The 16118-nt window shown below is 40.2% G+C and carries 17 protein-coding genes; 1 reads left to right on the top strand and 16 read right to left on the bottom strand.

Features of this window, described 5'->3' with window-relative positions:
• The 14 genes from AACZ87_RS02275 to AACZ87_RS02210 all read right to left on the bottom strand — a co-directional run bounded on the left by AACZ87_RS02275 (window position 1) and on the right by AACZ87_RS02210 (window position 10912).
• Window positions 1-606, bottom strand: coding sequence for an outer membrane lipoprotein carrier protein LolA (locus AACZ87_RS02275; RefSeq protein WP_339864441.1), 606 nt, complete (start codon window positions 604-606; stop codon window positions 1-3).
• Window positions 607-1338 carry a polysaccharide deacetylase family protein gene (locus AACZ87_RS02270; protein ID WP_339864439.1) on the bottom strand — a complete coding sequence of 244 codons (732 nt, stop codon included), beginning with the start codon at window positions 1336-1338 and terminating at the stop codon, window positions 607-609.
• Window positions 1331-2248 carry a beta-ketoacyl synthase chain length factor gene (locus AACZ87_RS02265; RefSeq protein ID WP_339864437.1) on the bottom strand — a complete coding sequence of 306 codons (918 nt, stop codon included), beginning with the start codon at window positions 2246-2248 and terminating at the stop codon, window positions 1331-1333. Before AACZ87_RS02265 ends, AACZ87_RS02270 begins: the two co-directional genes overlap by 8 nt.
• Window positions 2245-3423 carry a beta-ketoacyl-[acyl-carrier-protein] synthase family protein gene (locus AACZ87_RS02260; RefSeq protein ID WP_339864435.1) on the bottom strand — a complete coding sequence of 393 codons (1179 nt, stop codon included), beginning with the start codon at window positions 3421-3423 and terminating at the stop codon, window positions 2245-2247. The genes AACZ87_RS02265 and AACZ87_RS02260 overlap by 4 nt, the downstream gene beginning before the upstream one ends.
• Window positions 3420-3674, bottom strand: coding sequence for a phosphopantetheine-binding protein (locus tag AACZ87_RS02255; protein WP_339864433.1), 255 nt, complete (start codon window positions 3672-3674; stop codon window positions 3420-3422). The genes AACZ87_RS02260 and AACZ87_RS02255 overlap by 4 nt, the downstream gene beginning before the upstream one ends.
• A 1-nt stretch (window position 3675) precedes the next feature.
• A complete protein-coding gene (locus AACZ87_RS02250) occupies window positions 3676-4257 on the bottom strand; it encodes a 3-oxoacyl-ACP synthase (RefSeq protein ID WP_339864431.1) in 582 nt (193 codons plus the stop codon).
• Window positions 4258-4260: 3 nt separating this feature from the next.
• Complete coding sequence (locus AACZ87_RS02245) at window positions 4261-5379, bottom strand: beta-ketoacyl synthase N-terminal-like domain-containing protein (RefSeq protein WP_339864429.1); 1119 nt, start codon at window positions 5377-5379, stop codon at window positions 4261-4263.
• The gene (locus tag AACZ87_RS02240; RefSeq protein ID WP_339864427.1) at window positions 5364-5789 is read right to left on the bottom strand and encodes a thioesterase family protein; all 426 of its coding nucleotides are present in this window, start codon (window positions 5787-5789) and stop codon (window positions 5364-5366) included. Before AACZ87_RS02240 ends, AACZ87_RS02245 begins: the two co-directional genes overlap by 16 nt.
• An 86-nt stretch (window positions 5790-5875) precedes the next feature.
• Window positions 5876-6307, bottom strand: coding sequence for a 3-hydroxyacyl-ACP dehydratase (locus AACZ87_RS02235; RefSeq protein ID WP_339864425.1), 432 nt, complete (start codon window positions 6305-6307; stop codon window positions 5876-5878).
• Window positions 6304-7179: a lysophospholipid acyltransferase family protein gene (locus AACZ87_RS02230; protein ID WP_339864423.1), complete on the bottom strand. Its 876-nt coding sequence runs from the start codon at window positions 7177-7179 to the stop codon at window positions 6304-6306. Before AACZ87_RS02230 ends, AACZ87_RS02235 begins: the two co-directional genes overlap by 4 nt.
• Entirely contained in the window at window positions 7179-7427 is a 249-nt protein-coding gene (locus AACZ87_RS02225; protein WP_339864421.1) for a phosphopantetheine-binding protein, read from the bottom strand. The genes AACZ87_RS02230 and AACZ87_RS02225 overlap by 1 nt, the downstream gene beginning before the upstream one ends.
• On the bottom strand, window positions 7424-8638 hold the full coding sequence (locus AACZ87_RS02220; protein ID WP_339864419.1) for a beta-ketoacyl-[acyl-carrier-protein] synthase family protein: 1215 nt from the start codon (window positions 8636-8638) through the stop codon (window positions 7424-7426). The genes AACZ87_RS02225 and AACZ87_RS02220 overlap by 4 nt, the downstream gene beginning before the upstream one ends.
• Window positions 8635-9366 carry a 3-oxoacyl-ACP reductase FabG gene (gene fabG, locus AACZ87_RS02215; RefSeq protein ID WP_339864418.1) on the bottom strand — a complete coding sequence of 244 codons (732 nt, stop codon included), beginning with the start codon at window positions 9364-9366 and terminating at the stop codon, window positions 8635-8637. The genes AACZ87_RS02220 and fabG overlap by 4 nt, the downstream gene beginning before the upstream one ends.
• A 1-nt stretch (window position 9367) precedes the next feature.
• The gene (locus tag AACZ87_RS02210) at window positions 9368-10912 is read right to left on the bottom strand and encodes an aromatic amino acid ammonia-lyase (RefSeq protein WP_339864416.1); all 1545 of its coding nucleotides are present in this window, start codon (window positions 10910-10912) and stop codon (window positions 9368-9370) included.
• A 159-nt stretch (window positions 10913-11071) separates the two neighbouring features.
• Here AACZ87_RS02210 and AACZ87_RS02205 point away from each other — a divergent pair, with 159 nt between their 5' ends.
• On the top strand, window positions 11072-14875 hold the full coding sequence (locus tag AACZ87_RS02205; protein ID WP_339864414.1) for a 1-acyl-sn-glycerol-3-phosphate acyltransferase: 3804 nt from the start codon (window positions 11072-11074) through the stop codon (window positions 14873-14875).
• 47 nt (window positions 14876-14922) lie between these two features.
• Here AACZ87_RS02205 and AACZ87_RS02200 read toward each other — a convergent pair whose 3' ends face one another.
• Together AACZ87_RS02200 and AACZ87_RS02195 are read right to left on the bottom strand one after the other, a co-directional pair.
• The gene (locus AACZ87_RS02200) at window positions 14923-15456 is read right to left on the bottom strand and encodes a hypothetical protein (protein ID WP_339864412.1); all 534 of its coding nucleotides are present in this window, start codon (window positions 15454-15456) and stop codon (window positions 14923-14925) included.
• Window positions 15449-15916 (bottom strand): N-acetyltransferase, encoded by a 468-nt coding sequence (locus AACZ87_RS02195; RefSeq protein ID WP_339864410.1) that lies wholly within the window; start codon window positions 15914-15916, stop codon window positions 15449-15451. Before AACZ87_RS02195 ends, AACZ87_RS02200 begins: the two co-directional genes overlap by 8 nt.
• Window positions 15917-16118: the final 202 nt, after the last annotated feature.

The raw sequence follows: 16118 nt of genomic DNA, 5'->3' as shown, positions 1-16118 counted from the left end.
TTATTGAAAAATTGATTCTGGGATAGATGTATTTATTTTCTGATTTGTAAAGCTGATTTCAGTGAAATCCTCCTGACTCTCGTACATTTTGAGCTGATCGAGTAGTAAGGTTTGCTCATCAAAGGTCAATTCGATTTTCACCAATCGCTTCGCCATCCGCTTATCCAAAGGTACTAAGCTGATGCGCATCTTCCCATTTTTGCTTTGAAAGCTCTTTTCAAATGATGGATCATTTAATATAGAACCGTCCACGGTACTCACGATAAACTGCCGGAAAATACTCATCTGCATGTTCAAGCCTGCAGATTTCTTCACTGATTTCCCATCAAATTGGATGACTTCTTCCTTATTCAGGATAAAATAGTTCGCAGAAGGAGTCAGCTGTTCCCAGCGGATTTTATCCGGATTTTCGTAGTAAAAAAGCCCTTTTGACACTAATGGCTCATCAAAAAGCAAACTCTGCTTTCGCTGCATGAAGTCCGCAGAAATGGAGTTCACCGTCTTATAATGATCCTGAAGTTTTTTTGCAAAAACAGCATCCTGATCCTGGATGAAACCTGGAAGAGAAAATATTGTAAATAATATAAGATTGACTATAAACGGCATTTAATTCAATTCAGCTTTTAAGGTAAGGTTTCTACTTTTCAGCTCAAGAATCAAGGTTTCCAGCAATGAAACCGTGATATCTTGGGTATCATGCAAGAGTACAATATCTGATCCTTTTATTTCTTGGGTTAATTTATCTAGCAGTTTCGTCGGATCTTTTTTGACCGTATCAAAACTTCTCACGGACCAACCGATTGACTTTAAACCACATTTCATAAGCGCTGCGGCAATATTCGGATTGGTCAGACCAAAGGGAGGTCTATACCAATCTCCGGCGCCAGGAACGATCTTGAGAAGTTCCTCATGCCCTTTTTCAATATCAGCAGCAGTTCTAGCTTTATCCCAAAGACCCATTTTAGGATCATGACTAAAGGAATGGCTTCCCAACAAATGCCCTTCTTCATGAATTCTACGGATGAGTGCTTCATTCCCTTTCAGCTTTTTCCCAATCAGGAAAAACATTGCAGTAGCACCATTTTTTTTCAAAATATCCAAAACTATAGGTGTATTCAAAGGATCAGGACCATCATCAAAACTCAGTAGGACATTATTTTCACTGCTTCGAAAAATGGATTTCACAAAAAACTGAGCCCGAAGGAACATGGACATCCCAAACAAAAAGAGGGAAACGCACACCATCAATGCAATCAGGTAGTAGTTTGAAACCGAAGTCAACAAAATGGTTACGGCAGCTAAAATCGCTACTCCAAAAACTACTTGAGGCTTAGTCATGGCCGAGCAAGATTAACCCCATACCAGTCGCTGAGTTAGCATTCAGGATCAAGACATGGCTGTATTCTTTTTTCTTCACATACGAACAGGCCAGATGCATAGCTATCCCTGAATTCGTCATGTAATTCCCAACTAGGCTTTCTACCGAGAGTTGGTGCATTCCACTATCACTTTTCAAATCAGAGGTAGCGATTAGCAAATAAGATTTCTTTTCCACCTGGTTTTTCAGCAAAAAGGAATCGATTTCCTGAAGATGATTCTCTGATTTCATTTTGACCAAAGCATCCTGTACATAAATTCCAGAGGACACATCGGCACTTAACTGAAAAAACGAAGCTCCCTCGCCAAAATTGGAAATAACCTTTTCTTCAAATTTCATCTCCCTGGCCAGCGTATTCAATATCGGAATATGCTCATCAGCGGCACCGAGAAGTATATTTTTCATGCCACAACATGCCTGAAGGCTAGCATCCAGAAGCGCATTTTCAAAAGAAAAAGTCCGCTGCACATGCGTCATGTTATAGCCGTGATTTTTGAGCTGAAGCGCAATTTGTCCTGACAAGGTATTGTGGCTAGATTGCGTGAAAGCAGTCGGCGAATTCAAACCATCATCATTTGCTGAAATAAGTGTCAAGAATTTTTCGGTATCCGCCAAATTCCCTAAGCCTGTACCTAAGATTATCCCATCCCAAACAACTTCTGTATTTTTAGAAATCGTCAAACCACACATTAAGGCCATTTTCGTGATTTTGGACATTCTCCGCAGAGACATAACCGGAATTACAGTTTTGTATTCCGGATCAACTGCCTTGAAACCCTGAAAATCCTCTTTCAAATCTGGCAGGTCGAAACCTTCCCAAAAGCCTTGAGCAGAAATAGAAATTGCTTGATTTATGTAAAGCTTTTTCATGAGGATTTGGAAAAAATCAAAGAGGTGGAATTACCTCCGAAACCGAATGAATTGGACATCACATGCCGAATATCTTTGGAAACTGCTTTTCTCAAGAGTGCCTTTGAAGCTGTCGCAGGCTCGGAAACATTGAAGTTTCCGTAAGCACAACCCTGAAGCAAACTCTCCACTGAAAACACAGCTTCTATAGCTCCCGAAGCTGCCAGCGTATGGCCTGTAGCACCTTTGGTAGAGCTGAAATCTGGAAGTTCACTTCCAAAGACAGCCTCCATCGCAGCCAATTCCGATGAATCGTTATTCTGTGTTCCAGTGCCGTGAGCATTGATATAGTCGATTTCAGAAGGTTTTAAGTTTGCAATCTCGAGCGCAGCCTGCATCGCTTTCTGAGCACCTATTCCCTCCGGAGAAGTACCAGTATTATGAAAGGCATCGTTGCGATTTGCCCAGCCGGTGACTTTCGCCAAACATTGATTTCCACTTTCTTTAATGCTATCCTCACTTTCTAAAAGCAAATAACCCGCACCCTCACCGAGATTCAATCCTCGCCGATTTGCATCAAAAGGCTGACACAATTCGGAATCATAGATCATCAGAGACTTAAATCCCTCGAGTGTAAACTTGCACAAAGCATCTGTACCGCCCACCAATACACGATGGTATTCTCCCGATTGGATCAGTTGAGCTCCAAGCATAATTGCATTTGCGGAGGAAGAACATGCGGTAGAAATTGTATTTATATACTGGAATTCACCTAGGTTTTTGGCAATAAAGTCTGTGTTTGCTCCCAAATCATGCATCGTAAAAAGAGCTGCATCTGCTGGGTTTCCTTTACTTTTTCCCTCAAAATACTGCTCACTCAAATCCATCCCTCCTACTGTAGTTCCATTTAAAAAAGCAGCTGGAAATCTGGAATCAAAACTTATTCTTCCAAAGGCCTCCTTTGCAGCCAAAAGTCCAAGTAATGCTGTTCTGGAAGTGTAATCTGAATAGTCAACTTCACATAACTTTGAAAGTTGCTGATTGGTAAAATGTACTTTCCCGGCATACAACAAATGTCCATCTCGCTGGAATTGGCCAATGCCACTCACCCCAGACCTGAGCTGATTAAAATGATGCTTTGCACTGATCCCCAATGCGGACACCACTCCAAGTCCGGTTACATTTACTTTTGTCAAGACCGACTTTTTACTATGTAATCTGCAAGTGTATTCACTGATTTGAACACCTCTCTTCCCTGCTCAGGATTCTGCAATACCACACCAAAATTATTATCGAGCATAACTATGATCTCCAATGCATCTATAGAATCTAATCCTATGCCTGCATCGCCAAAAAGTGGCTGGTCATCTGCAATATCCTCAGGAGTCAAATCTTCCAAATTCAATTGATCTATCAAATGCTTCTTTATTTCTTCCTGTAAACTCATTTTATATTGATGTTAATTTCATTTTTATTCCTGCTGCTTCCACCAAGTAAAGCTGAACCTGATAATTATCCTGAAAGACATCTACCCATCCGCCAAGACAATACTTTGCTTTTCCGCTAGAAATCAATAAATCGGCTTCTAATGCCCATTCTTCAAAATTGAAGTCTGGCCTCAAAATAAGTAGATTTTCGCCATACCATTTATTTTTGATGGCAATTTCCCCCATCATAATGTTTGGCAAAGTATATACAAAGACCGCTGGGCTGACTTTTGTCCCTTCGTTGATCAAGTGCTGATGCTTAGCATCGGTATCTAAACTGGACTGCCCATTGAAAAAACAGAGTGCTACATCATCGTCCGTGAAAGTGATATCATTATCCTTCAAAAGGTATTCTGTGCCTAGAAATGCCAATTGGCAAAGCTTATCCATCTTGAAAAACTTCGGGTAGGAAAGATTCAAATGTCTGTAAGCTAACTTTAGAAATTCCGACAAAACCTCATCTTCAATTGAAAACAAAAGGTCCCCATTAACTATTATTTCATCGTTTTCAATAGTACATGAAGAGATCACTTGGATTGCCATATATTATTGATTTTCAATTAGCACTGCAGCATTACATCCACCAAAACCAGAAGCTGTTTTTAAGACCAAATCTACTTCAGTTTCGAGATTTTCAGTCAGCACATTCAGTAATGTTTCCGTCCCAGAAGCGGTACATCCCATTGTCTTCAGCAGCAAATTCTCCCTCATGCTTTGCATAGTCATCGCTACCTCAACCAAGCTACTTGCACCAAGTGTATGTCCAAAATACCCTTTCATACTATTGAGTGGAGTATTTAGTAAACCATGTCTGGCAAAAGCTTTAGCCTCCATTTCATCATTGAACAAAGTCCCTGTTCCATGGGAAGATACAAATTGGATTTGATCAGGAGTTTTGCTGCTGTAATTCAATGCATTTTGGATCGCTCTATAAAGTCCCTCTCCTGTCCGGGAAGGGCCCGAAATATGATTTGCATCGTTGCTAGTCGCTCCGCCTAAAAATCGCAAAGGGCTAGTTTTAAAAATAGTTTGATCCTTTGAAAGCACTAAACTTGCTGCCGCTTCACCTAGATTCAGGCCTTTTCGGTCCTTATCAAAAGGCTTGCATAGCTCAGAATCCAAAGCGAAAAAAGACTCAAACCCCTGACTAGTGAACTCACTAAGTACATCTGCTCCCACGATCAAAGCATGATCTACTTGATCCGCTGCTATTTTATCAGCAGCATAAATCAGCGCTGCTAATCCTGAAATACAAGCACATGAAATCACTTTCCCCTGACTTTCAAAAGGTAACTCCTTCTGAAGTTGCTGCATCAAATAATGTGGATTTGAGCGATATGAATCCCCACTTTTCAGATGATTGATATCGCCCTTTGTAGTGCTAAACACAAACAACCAGCGCTCATCCAACTGATGCTCGAAGTGCAACTCCTCCAAACTTCCTCTGCAACTTTCTGCTGCAAATTCTTCGATCGGAGAGTCTGTAGAAAAAGAAGAATCATCAAACTTCGCAGCAAATAGATTTGAAATTCCAGGAAATGGCTCCTCCAATTGCTTGAGTCCAGTTTTGCCATTCTTGGCATTGGAAAAAGTCTCTTGAATCCCCCAACCGAGAGGGGAAATCACATTCTCCCCACCCAAAAAAACATTTATTTCTCCAGCCATACCTGCTTTGCCTTCCAATCTTCAAAAACAGGCGGAGTAATTAACTGAAGCTCCATTTCTTCATTCACAAAGACCTGAGTAGTCTCACCAACTGCCGCCAACTTTCCTGTAGTCTCGTTGTACACCGTGTATTTGTAAATAACCTTCGCGGCTGGGCTGAATTGCAGTTGGGTCACCAACCTAGCCACATGTCCAAATTTGAGCACCGATTTAAACTTCAAATTGGTCTCCACTATAGGGAGGATCAATTTGTTGTCATACAGATCATGGTAGGACATGCCGTATTTCAATCCCAGATTTTCACGTCCATCTTCAAAAAACTTAAGGTAATTCCCATGCCACACAATCCCTAAAGAATCAACTTCAGAAAATCGAATATTAACAAGGATTACATCTTCTATATATTTCATCTATTTATTTCTGTTTTGACACTCACCGAAATTATAATCATCCTCTCTGTGACTTTTGAGTCATGATTATTTTCAGGTTATCAATTTCACGGATTGATGACAATTTTCATTTCGCATTCCAGAAGTAACTTATCCAAGTTAAAGCATTTGCCTCTGATCAACGTAATATTAAATACTTCCTGTAGAATTTCTACTTTAGTCACTATCGTTTCTGTAGCAGCAGCAAAGCCGAATACTTTTACTTTATTTATGCCACCGATAAATCCTAAAGGCACTTCTTCTCCTTGCTCTCTTGCCTCTACCCCTACCAAAGCAGCGGCTGTTTGAGCGATGTTTTCAAGCATTCCTGACACAGTGAATTGGTCTTTACTCACAAAGATATTTTCAGAAGTTATGTCAAGTTCAGTCTGAATTCCTTCTTTGGAATAAGCCATAACCCGACTGATCATCACCATTGGCGTACGTTGAGGAATCAATGAGGTAACAGGGATATTTTGCAAATCTTCAGATGAATTCATTTAGGTGGTGCTTGGTAGAAATCGTAATAATTAAACCATTGTTCCGGATGATGCTTCACTTTTTCCTCCAAGCATTCCACATAGTTCTCTAAAATTTCAGTGATATTCCCTTCTGCTTTTCGAGGCTTGGTAGCACTGAATTCATACCCAAATCTACTGCTCTTAACTGCAAATATAAAGGTGTAGTCAGCCTTTAGCTTATTTACAATAGAAAATGGTCCTTCTGGAAAGTGTGCTTTTGAGTTCAGAAAATCCGCAGTAATAGTTTTGGCTCCTGGCAAAAACCGATCAGCATTTATGCAGATCAGTTCATTTTGCTTGTAGTGCTTATATATTTTCACCAGATGAGACATATCTTCTTTGATCGGAATAATATTGAAATTAGGCTTAGAACCTATCCTATCAAGGTATTCATTAAGCTTCTCTTCCTCATTTTCATACATCAGCACATTCAATGGCACATCCAGATTTTGGAGAAGATTCCCTGCAATATCCCAATTCCCCACATGGGCTGAAAACACAAATCCACCCCTGCCGGATTTAGCCATACGGATCAATTCATCTTCTCCCTTTTGTTGGTAAAATATGTCAGAACCTAAGCCCATGGCTAATGCAATCTTATCCAGAATACTTTGGGCCAGTAGGTAAAAATTGGATTTACAGAGTTTCTTTGCCTCCAGAGGTGAAAGTCCCAGACGATTTTGGTAAAAATCCAGGATGTGCTTCTTTGGTTCTCCCGCAAATAAGTAATAATAAAAGGATATAATTTTTAGTAGAAAGTAGGTGTTTGATAAACCAAAAATGCGGAGGGATCCAACTACTATTTTATAACCTAGAACTCCTCCTTTACTTCTACCTGTCCATGAGGCCATTACTTCGCACTCACTTTTTCAAAAATCAGATCGTAAAAATCCTGATAGGTAGTAATTGACTTAAAGTCTTCTCCTGTCACTTTGAATCCAAAATTATTTTCTATCACCACTACCAAATCCACATAGTCAAGGCTATCCAATTCCAAGGTATCCTGCAAGCTGGCGGTAGGTTCTATGACGCTTTTATCCACCTCAAACTCTTCCACAAGGAATTCATTTATCTTCTCAATTACGATATCCTTCGTCATACTTTCTTTATAATTAAAGTTGAATTAGTACCGCCAAATCCAAATGAATTCGACAAAACATGGCTTAATTCAGCCTTCTTTGAATTTGCAATAATATTAAGTTCCGCAGAAACTTCGTCTGGATTTTCGAAATTTATGTTCGGTGCTATGAAACTATTCTGCATCATCAGTAGGCAATAAACAACTTCACTGGCACCAGCCATCCAGCATTCGTGACCTGTCATAGACTTAGTTGAGCTGATTGGCGTTTTGAACCCAAAGACCTCACGGAGCGCCATTGCCTCAAATTTATCCCCAACTGGTGTCGATGTAGCGTGCGCATTTACATAATCAATTTCTTCTGCTTTCAATCCCGCGCCATTCAGCGCCATTCGGATTGACCGTACTTGCCCATCCATGTTTGGATTGGAAATATGCTCTCCATTGGAAGAAAAGCCATAGCCTACCACTTCCGCTAAAATAGTAGCTCCACGGGCCACCGCAGACTCATAGCTTTCTATTATCAAAGTTGCCGCTCCACCACTTGCCACCAATCCATCACGATCTCTATCAAATGGTCGGCATGAAGCTTTGGGATCGTCCTCGCGTGTAGAAAACACACCCAAGCCATCAAAACTCCCAAAAGCCAATGGATTCACTTCCTGTGCTCCTCCTACTACGATCATATCCTGCATACCAGATTTGATCATCATATAGCCCATTCCAATCGCATGCGAACCAGAGGCACAAGCTGCACTCACCGTATAATTAATTCCACGTAGTTTGTAAATCGTCGCCAAATTCATGGTCACGGTGCTGTTCATAGATTGGAAAATAGATCCTGAGCCCACCAAGGTGGTATCCTTCTTTTCACGTATGGTATCCACTGCTTCTATTACAGCTTTGGCGGAGGAATCATTTCCATAAATTACTCCTACTTCATTCTCTTCAAAATATGAAAGATCCAAAGCTGCCACTTTCAACGCTTCCTCAGTTGCAACCACTGCATATTTAGCTTCTTCACTTAGGGTGTTTCTTTGCTTTCTGTTGAGTACTTCCTTCAAATCCGGCTCTTCTACCAAGCCTGCAAGTCTCGAACGAAAGCCCATTTCTTCCCTGCTGGAGTCAATAGAAATTCCACTCAATCCATTTTGCAATGAGTGTAAAACTTCTTCCAGATTTTTCCCGATACAGGAATAAATCCCCATGCCCGTGATGACTACCCTACTCATGAAATCCCTCCGTTAATATTGATTACCTCGCCAGTGATGTAAGCGGCTTTTTCGGAAACAAGAAATGAAACCGTCCCAGCAACTTCTTCCGGTGTACCAAATCTATTCATTGGGATCAGTTTTTTCAATTCATCGGCTGGCAAATCCTTGGTCATATCGGTACTAATAAAGCCAGGAGCAACAGCATTCACAGTGATTTTTCGCTTCGCAACTTCCTGTGCCAAAGACTTTGTAAAAGCTATCATTCCACCTTTTGAAGCAGAATAATTCGTCTGACCAGGAACGCCTTTTACCCCTGCAAGCGAGGCTACGTTGATGATTCGACCATATCGCTTCCTCACCATATGATTGATCACAGCTTTGGTCACGTTATAAGTGCCCCGAAGATTGATGTCTATCACATTATTGAAATCGTCCTTTTCCATGAAAACCAAGAGATTGTCTTTGGTGACTCCGGCATTATTCACCAACACTTTGATTTGATCCTCCGGGTTCGATTTGATCCAGGAATCTATCGCTGCTGTAGTTTCTTCATAATCCTGAACTTTGAATTGAAGCAACTCCGCTGATCCTCCATGCGCTTCGATCTCGGATACGGTCTCCAGAGCCGCAGCTTCATTGCTGGCGTAATTAATCAAAATATGGAATCCGTAATCCTGAGCCAAGGTGATGGCGATCGTTTTTCCTATTCCTCTGGAAGCTCCCGTGATCAAACAACAATCTCTCATTTTATAATCCTTCTTTACTTTGTAATAAGTTAGCCTTTAATAAGGCTAAGCCTTCGTACTGAGGCGTATCTTCTTTAATAACATCTATAGATTTTCTCACAAAATCATACAATGCCTTCGAAGCTGTAGATAGCTTCTCATAACTCTGGTCTATATCTATGGCCTGGGAGATAGCAGCTAACTGGACAGAAAGCACCTCAAAGGTATTATTGATCACACGCTCCGCCATTAGGGCCGAATTCGTACCCATACTTACGATATCCTGATTATCCCCGTTGTTCGGAATAGAATGCACATAAACAGGATTGCTCAAAGTCTGATTCTCGGCAGTAGTACTCACTGCGGTAAACTGCATTCCCTGCAAGCCGAAGTTGAAGCCCAACTTGCCCATATTTAAGAAAGCCGGAAATTTATTGTTCAACCGGTTATTCATCAGGTAATTGATCTGCCGTTCCATCAGCATGCTCATCTTCGTCACACCGATCTTAAGTTTATCCATTTCGAAGGAAATATAGTCTCCATGAAAATTCCCTCCATGATATACATTCTCCGTATCAGCACATACGATAGGATTATCATTTGCCGAATTGATCTCCTCTTCCACTATCTTTTTTGCATTCAAATAAGTATCGTAAATCGGACCGATGATTTGGGGAACGCATCTCAAGGAATAATATTCCTGCACTTTTTCTGAGAAAAACTCCTGACCGTCAATGTATTCTTCATTGAACAAATGGTCTTTTCTGTTTTTAAGAACATTCCCATCAGCTAAATTCTCCCGCATCTTCTGGGCGATAAATTGCTGACCTGGATGAAGTTTTGTCCCATTCAGTTCCTCGCTAAAAGAATCAGTATAGGAAGCCGTCAACTCATTCATCACAGACGAAGCCAGCACACTGTAATGCAAAAGTGTAGAAGTCTGAATCAAATTAATCGTCGCCAAACCACTCATGCAGGAAGTCCCATTGATCAGAGACAGCCCATCCCGGAGTTCTAAATCGGCCGGTTTTATATTTGCAGCTTGAAGAGCATATTCGGTAGCTACAATTTCATTTCTGAAATAAGCCTTTCCTTCTCCGATCAAGCCCAGGGCTAAATGTGCCAATTGCACCAAATCTCCACTTGCTCCTACTCCACCATGCTGCGGAATCAGAGGATAAATCTCATGAGCGATATAGCTTTCCAAAGTCTTCAATACTCCTAGACTAGTTCCGGAAAACCCAAGTGCCAACGTATTCAACCTGCATATCATGATGATCTTTGTAGCGGCAGGCGAAAGGAAATCCCCAGTTCCATTGGCATGACTTCGGATCAAATTGTATTGAAGTTCTTTTAGATTCTCATCTCCCACACGATACTGAGCCATAGGACCAAAGCCCGTGTTAATCCCGTAAATGACTTTATTTTTGGAGAATTCTTTTAAAAACTCATAAGAACGAATAGACCTTTGCAGTTGAGCGTCGGCTAATTTATACTTCTTATCACCTGTTAAATAACCCTGAATATCCTTCAACTGCAGATAATCACCCGGCAGATTCCCTGTCATATTACTCAATAATTGTTAAGTACAAAACTATACTTTTTAGCCTTACCGAGAACCTTAGACTTCTATTTTAACCTAATATTTGAATTCGTTGTAAAGACTTTCCGCAGGTAGAATGTTAATATTGCATTGTTACTACACGGTTTTCGTTGTTGCAATTTTATGCCCGCACTGAACAAGCTACTTCCTATTATTCTTTTTGTCCTGGTTCTTTTGGCGGGTGCATACAGCGCTTCAAATTTGGATATACACGAAAATCTCAACAGATCCATTCCGAGCAATCTGGATATGGATACGCTCAAGCCAGTAATCGAAAAAGGTGAAAAAGCAGTCTTTTTTTCATTGAATATTGAGGATTTCAATGGCGACAATTACAAAATAGACAGCGCCGGGAATGCGCTAATCACAGCTCTAAATCACCAGTTTTCTTCACAACTAGGGACACTTCAGTATCGCACAGACATTGATCCCGATGTATTCAATTCATTCGTTCAGGAGCATCTTTATTTATTTCTCGAGAAAAGCGATTACGATGCTATTGATAGTCTGCTGGAAAATGAAAATGTAGTGAAAGCCTTGGTAGAGGATAAGAAGCTTCTTAGCAGTGCGCAGGGTTTTGGAATGGCAGAGTCTATCACTCATGATCCGCTTCATTTCAATCAATTTGCATATAAAAGACTTTCGAAGGGACTTTCTCTTCAAAACATGCTCGCTACCGAAGGTTTATTTATCTCCACAGATGGAGCTAGTTTGATGATCAATGGCACAGTTCTTTTTGATCCAAAGGAAGTAAGTATTGTCCAGCTATTTGATGAGCAGTTAAGCGAGTTCAAAGACAATTGGAATCAAAACTCCTCCAATCCTGAGCTGGATTACTTTGGCTCATTTGCCATAGTAGCTGCTAATGCCAAACAGATCAAAAAAGACATCATTCTCACGGTTAACCTCGCTCTAATTTTCATAGTCGGGCTGCTTTATTTCTATTACCGAAAACTCTCTACCATTCTGTTTTTTGTGCTTCCCGGCACCTTTGGAATTGCATGTTCGATTATTTTAGTCTATCTATTTAAAGGGGGGATTTCTGCCTTGGCACTAAGTGCAAGTGCAGTGATCATGGGAATTGTAGTCGATTATTCTTTCCATTTCTTCTCTCACTTGAGTCAGGATAAGGATGCCATCAAAACCCGGAACAGCATCGCATTTCCACTTATTGTCAGCAGTTTCACGACTATCATTGCTTTTTTCTCTTTGACCTTCGCCAACTCGGAAGCTCTGCGTGATTTCGGTATGTTCACAGGTTTGAGTTTGCTTTTCACCTTACTCTTTATCCTATTTCTCTTGCCTCATTTGATCCAGCTTTTGGGCAAAAAGACCGTTCAGGAAGGAAGTAGCAAACTGGATTTCCTGATAGCAAAATTTAGCTCTGATAAGATCAAGCAACCTAAATGGTTATTACTCATCATCCTTTTGACGACAGGTTTTCTGGCCTTTTTTGCAAATGATGTGGCTTTCGAAAATGATCTCAACAAGCTCAATTATTACCCGGATTATCTCAAAAAGAAGGAAATCGCGCACCAAAACATCAATCCTGACTTAGAAAAGCGAATTACTATAGTAGCTCATGGAGAAACTGAAAATGAGGCTGCAGCGAATAACAGGGCTCTTTTTGCTGCATTAACAGAAAACTCGACTGCCCACAATCAGCAAGTAAACTCCATAGCATCCTTTGTTCTGCCAGCGGAAGAAATCAAACAAAAGTCCCAGGCTTGGGAAGGATATTGGGAAGAAAATGAAGACAAATTCCTGTCTCACTTTTCCTCAGTAGCTGATTCGCTGGGCTACAGTTCCAGAGCGTTTTCCCCCTTTATACGAAACATTCAGGATGCTCCCGAGCAGGTCAATACTGTTGAATTTGCTAATCAATTTGAAAGCCTCCAAAAGCTTATCATCCAGGATCAAAACACCAGCATCCTCACTACGGTAGTCTTCGAAAAAGCGGATTACGAACAATTGAAAGCAACTATCTCAGCGGTGCCCGGCACATTTATAGTCGATGGAGAAAGTGTAGCAGAATCTCTTGTCAATTCGGTGAAGGCTGATTTCAACTTGCTACTGATCATAGCGAGTGTTCTGGTTTTTGTATCAATGCTGCTTGTATATGGCAGACTTGAATTGACGCTGATCTCCTTCCTTCCGATGGTGCTGAGTTGGATCTGGATTTTGGGTTTGGCAGCACTTTTCGGGATCAAGTTCAACTTTATCAATATCATGATCGCTACGATCATTTTCGGCCTGGGAGATGATTTCTCCATATTCATCACCGATGGATTGCAGACCAAATACAAGTATGGAAAGAACGCCTTAGCGACCAATAAAGCAGGAATTCTACTTTCCTCCATCAGTACGATTATCGGGACAGGGGTCTTGTTTTTTGGCCAGCATCCTGCGATCCGATCCATAGCAGCCATCAGTGTGATTGGCATCAGCACGATCGTTGTCTTAAGTTTTGTGGTTCAGCCATTTTTGTACAAAATGCTCATCACTAGGCGCACAGATCAAGGCAAACCTCCTTACACCTTACTGGAGTTGGCTATAAGCACTTTCGCTTTCTCATTCTTTTTCCTGGGCTGCTTGATCAGTACCATCTTAACGGTTATCGTGATGATTACGCCTTTTTGGAAGCTGAAGAGCAAAAAGCTATTCGTACATCGTCTTATCCAGTTTTTCACTTGGGCTCTGCTGAAATGTATGGTATTTCTCAAGAAGCGATACTACGATTATGAGTTGCTGGACTTCAGCCGACCATCGGTAATCATAGCAAATCACAGCTCATTTTTGGACATTTTATTTATAGCCATGCAACATCCGAAAATCACATTTTTAGTGGGACCATGGGTGTACAACTCCCCTATTTTCGGCAAGTTCATCCGCTTTGCAGATTATATACCAGCATTTCTTCCCATTGAAAATAGCTTAGAAAAATTAAAAGAATTAGTTGCAGATGGGTATTCCATTTTGGTTTTCCCAGAAAGCCATAGATCAGTAGATGGGAAAATGACTCGTTTCCACAAAGGTGCATTTTACCTGAGTGAGTTGCTTCAAATAGACATTACTCCTGTGCTATTGCATGGCCTACATTATAGCCTCCCGAAAAACGATTATTATGTCAAGAGTGGTTATTTGAATATGAAAGTTCTTCCCAGAATCTCCAATTCAGACCCACGATTCGGTGTAGGATACAGTCTGCGAGCCAAAAGCATTACAAAGTATTACAAAGAAGAGCACGCAAAGTTTACTTTGGAAAGAGAAGACGCGGACTATCTATTCAGCCCATTGAACTACGGCTACCTCTACAAGGGCCCAATTCTGGAATGGTATTTCAAAATAAAGTATAGCCACGAAAAGCATAATTACGAGCTGATTCACCAAGAACTCCTTGCCAAAAACAAAATTTATGATTTAGGATGTGGCAATGGATTTTTGAGCTATTTCCTCAAATTAAAAAATGTAGACAGAGAAATTATCGGGGTAGACTACGATGACGACAAGATCGCTGTGGCGGAAAATAGCTATCTCAATGACGGAAGTATGAAGTTTTACTCCGAGGACATTTCAGCGATGGCTATGGAGCCGGCAGATGCAATTATCCTGATGGATGTGTTGCATTATTTGAGTCCGGAGAAAAAGAACAGAGTCTTGGACAACTGCCTCGAAGCACTAAGTCCAGAAGGGATTCTGATTATAAAAGATGGTCTGCTGAGCGACTCCGACAAACACAAGTGGACGATCAAGTCAGAAAAATGGAGCACCAAATTGATGAAATTCAATAAGGTGACCGATGAGCTATCCTTTTTTGACCTGGCTTATATCGAGAATTGGGTTGCAGATAATCAGCTAGAAATGAAAATTCTATCGGAGTCGAAAGATTCCAGCAATACCTTGATGGCGATCAAAAGGACGGGGTGATTTTTTTGTCCAACGAACGCAACTAAAACCTTTTTGTTACCTATATTTTATTTTAATGATTCACTCAACTTGATATCCTTGGCAAGTTTAGGTTTCCACTTATCTTGACTTGACATGGTATCACAAATTTTTTCATGAAAATAGACTTGATACCAAGTTTCCATCTGAAAATCACATATATTTTGGTAAACCTTATCAGAATGAATCATTAGCTTCATAATGAACTCCTCCTTTGGTTCTCGGTGATTATTAATAACTTGACTAAGTCTAATTGGAGTAATATTAATATCTTTTGCAAACATACTTCTCGTTGAATAAATTGTATCAACGTATACTTTTAAGAAATCAGAAAAATGGTTTTGATTATCATAAATAGGTTCTTTAAGATATTCTTCCATTCTAAGTTTTAACTGCATTAGTTTAGCGCGAATAATTTGATCCTTAGACAAATTTTTCATCCTCTTTAACCGCGCTTCCATTAACAAAGTAGCCTCTGATTCATATTCTTTATCTGAATTATATAATGAATCTAACCCATATTCAGCATCCTCAATAAGAACATTATCTTTATTACTATTCATTGTCATATGATTTAATTAAATCCAATATTTCCGGCACTTCAATACTTAACGTCATCCCCGTTATCCTCATTTGATACCTGTCAATGTAATGTTGGGCAATTTGACTCTTTGGTTTTAAGGATACACAAGCATATTCCGCATATTCTCTAACAGCAATTTTTGCAGCAAATGCTATCATATTTCCTGCAATCATATCATACTGTTTGCCTTCTCCTTTGTTTTCTATTGACACGGTCAAAAGTCTAATGTGTACTCTCCACTCTTGAGGAATTCTTTCTAGAGAAATGATACCCAAAACGTCAAATGACCCAGCAATCCGTAATTTATACACCTCATATCCCTGTTCGGTTTTCCAATCAAAGAAATATCGGGTTTTTGTTAAAGACTTATAGTCACCGTCTTCTAAAGGGATTATTTCAATTTGGTGCTTAGACCCCGAAGAGGTTTCTATTACATGCATACGACCAATTTAAGTAAAAGTTTCCGAAAAACGGAAACAAACCAAACCGAGTTTACTCTAATCGGAAACGATAGAAATTTTGGATAAAATTATAGATACCTGTTTAAAGCTGCCATTGCACGAAGTTTGTGTTATCCATTTCCTCAAATTGAAAAATGGAATATAAAAAATCGTCGGAGTGGAATTAGAAAGAATATATCAA

Source organism: uncultured Algoriphagus sp. (genome assembly GCF_963974365.1).
In the GTDB taxonomy this organism is placed as follows: domain Bacteria; phylum Bacteroidota; class Bacteroidia; order Cytophagales; family Cyclobacteriaceae; genus Algoriphagus.
The sequence above is the reverse complement of the archived record's forward strand: the minus strand, read 5'-3'. Positions and strand labels throughout refer to the sequence as shown.

Coding starts and splice junctions, on each gene's coding strand:
- AACZ87_RS02275 (WP_339864441.1), bottom strand. CDS start 606: ATGCCGTTTATAGTCAATCTTATATTATTTACAATATTTTCTCTTCCA.
- AACZ87_RS02270 (WP_339864439.1), bottom strand. CDS start 1,338: ATGACTAAGCCTCAAGTAGTTTTTGGAGTAGCGATTTTAGCTGCCGTA.
- AACZ87_RS02265 (WP_339864437.1), bottom strand. CDS start 2,248: ATGAAAAAGCTTTACATAAATCAAGCAATTTCTATTTCTGCTCAAGGC.
- AACZ87_RS02255 (WP_339864433.1), bottom strand. CDS start 3,674: ATGAGTTTACAGGAAGAAATAAAGAAGCATTTGATAGATCAATTGAAT.
- AACZ87_RS02250 (WP_339864431.1), bottom strand. CDS start 4,257: ATGGCAATCCAAGTGATCTCTTCATGTACTATTGAAAACGATGAAATA.
- AACZ87_RS02245 (WP_339864429.1), bottom strand. CDS start 5,379: ATGGCTGGAGAAATAAATGTTTTTTTGGGTGGGGAGAATGTGATTTCC.
- AACZ87_RS02240 (WP_339864427.1), bottom strand. CDS start 5,789: ATGAAATATATAGAAGATGTAATCCTTGTTAATATTCGATTTTCTGAA.
- AACZ87_RS02235 (WP_339864425.1), bottom strand. CDS start 6,307: ATGAATTCATCTGAAGATTTGCAAAATATCCCTGTTACCTCATTGATT.
- AACZ87_RS02230 (WP_339864423.1), bottom strand. CDS start 7,179: ATGGCCTCATGGACAGGTAGAAGTAAAGGAGGAGTTCTAGGTTATAAA.
- AACZ87_RS02225 (WP_339864421.1), bottom strand. CDS start 7,427: ATGACGAAGGATATCGTAATTGAGAAGATAAATGAATTCCTTGTGGAA.
- AACZ87_RS02220 (WP_339864419.1), bottom strand. CDS start 8,638: ATGAGTAGGGTAGTCATCACGGGCATGGGGATTTATTCCTGTATCGGG.
- fabG (WP_339864418.1), bottom strand. CDS start 9,366: ATGAGAGATTGTTGTTTGATCACGGGAGCTTCCAGAGGAATAGGAAAA.
- AACZ87_RS02210 (WP_339864416.1), bottom strand. CDS start 10,912: ATGACAGGGAATCTGCCGGGTGATTATCTGCAGTTGAAGGATATTCAG.
- AACZ87_RS02205 (WP_339864414.1), top strand. CDS start 11,072: ATGCCCGCACTGAACAAGCTACTTCCTATTATTCTTTTTGTCCTGGTT.
- AACZ87_RS02200 (WP_339864412.1), bottom strand. CDS start 15,456: ATGAATAGTAATAAAGATAATGTTCTTATTGAGGATGCTGAATATGGG.
- AACZ87_RS02195 (WP_339864410.1), bottom strand. CDS start 15,916: ATGCATGTAATAGAAACCTCTTCGGGGTCTAAGCACCAAATTGAAATA.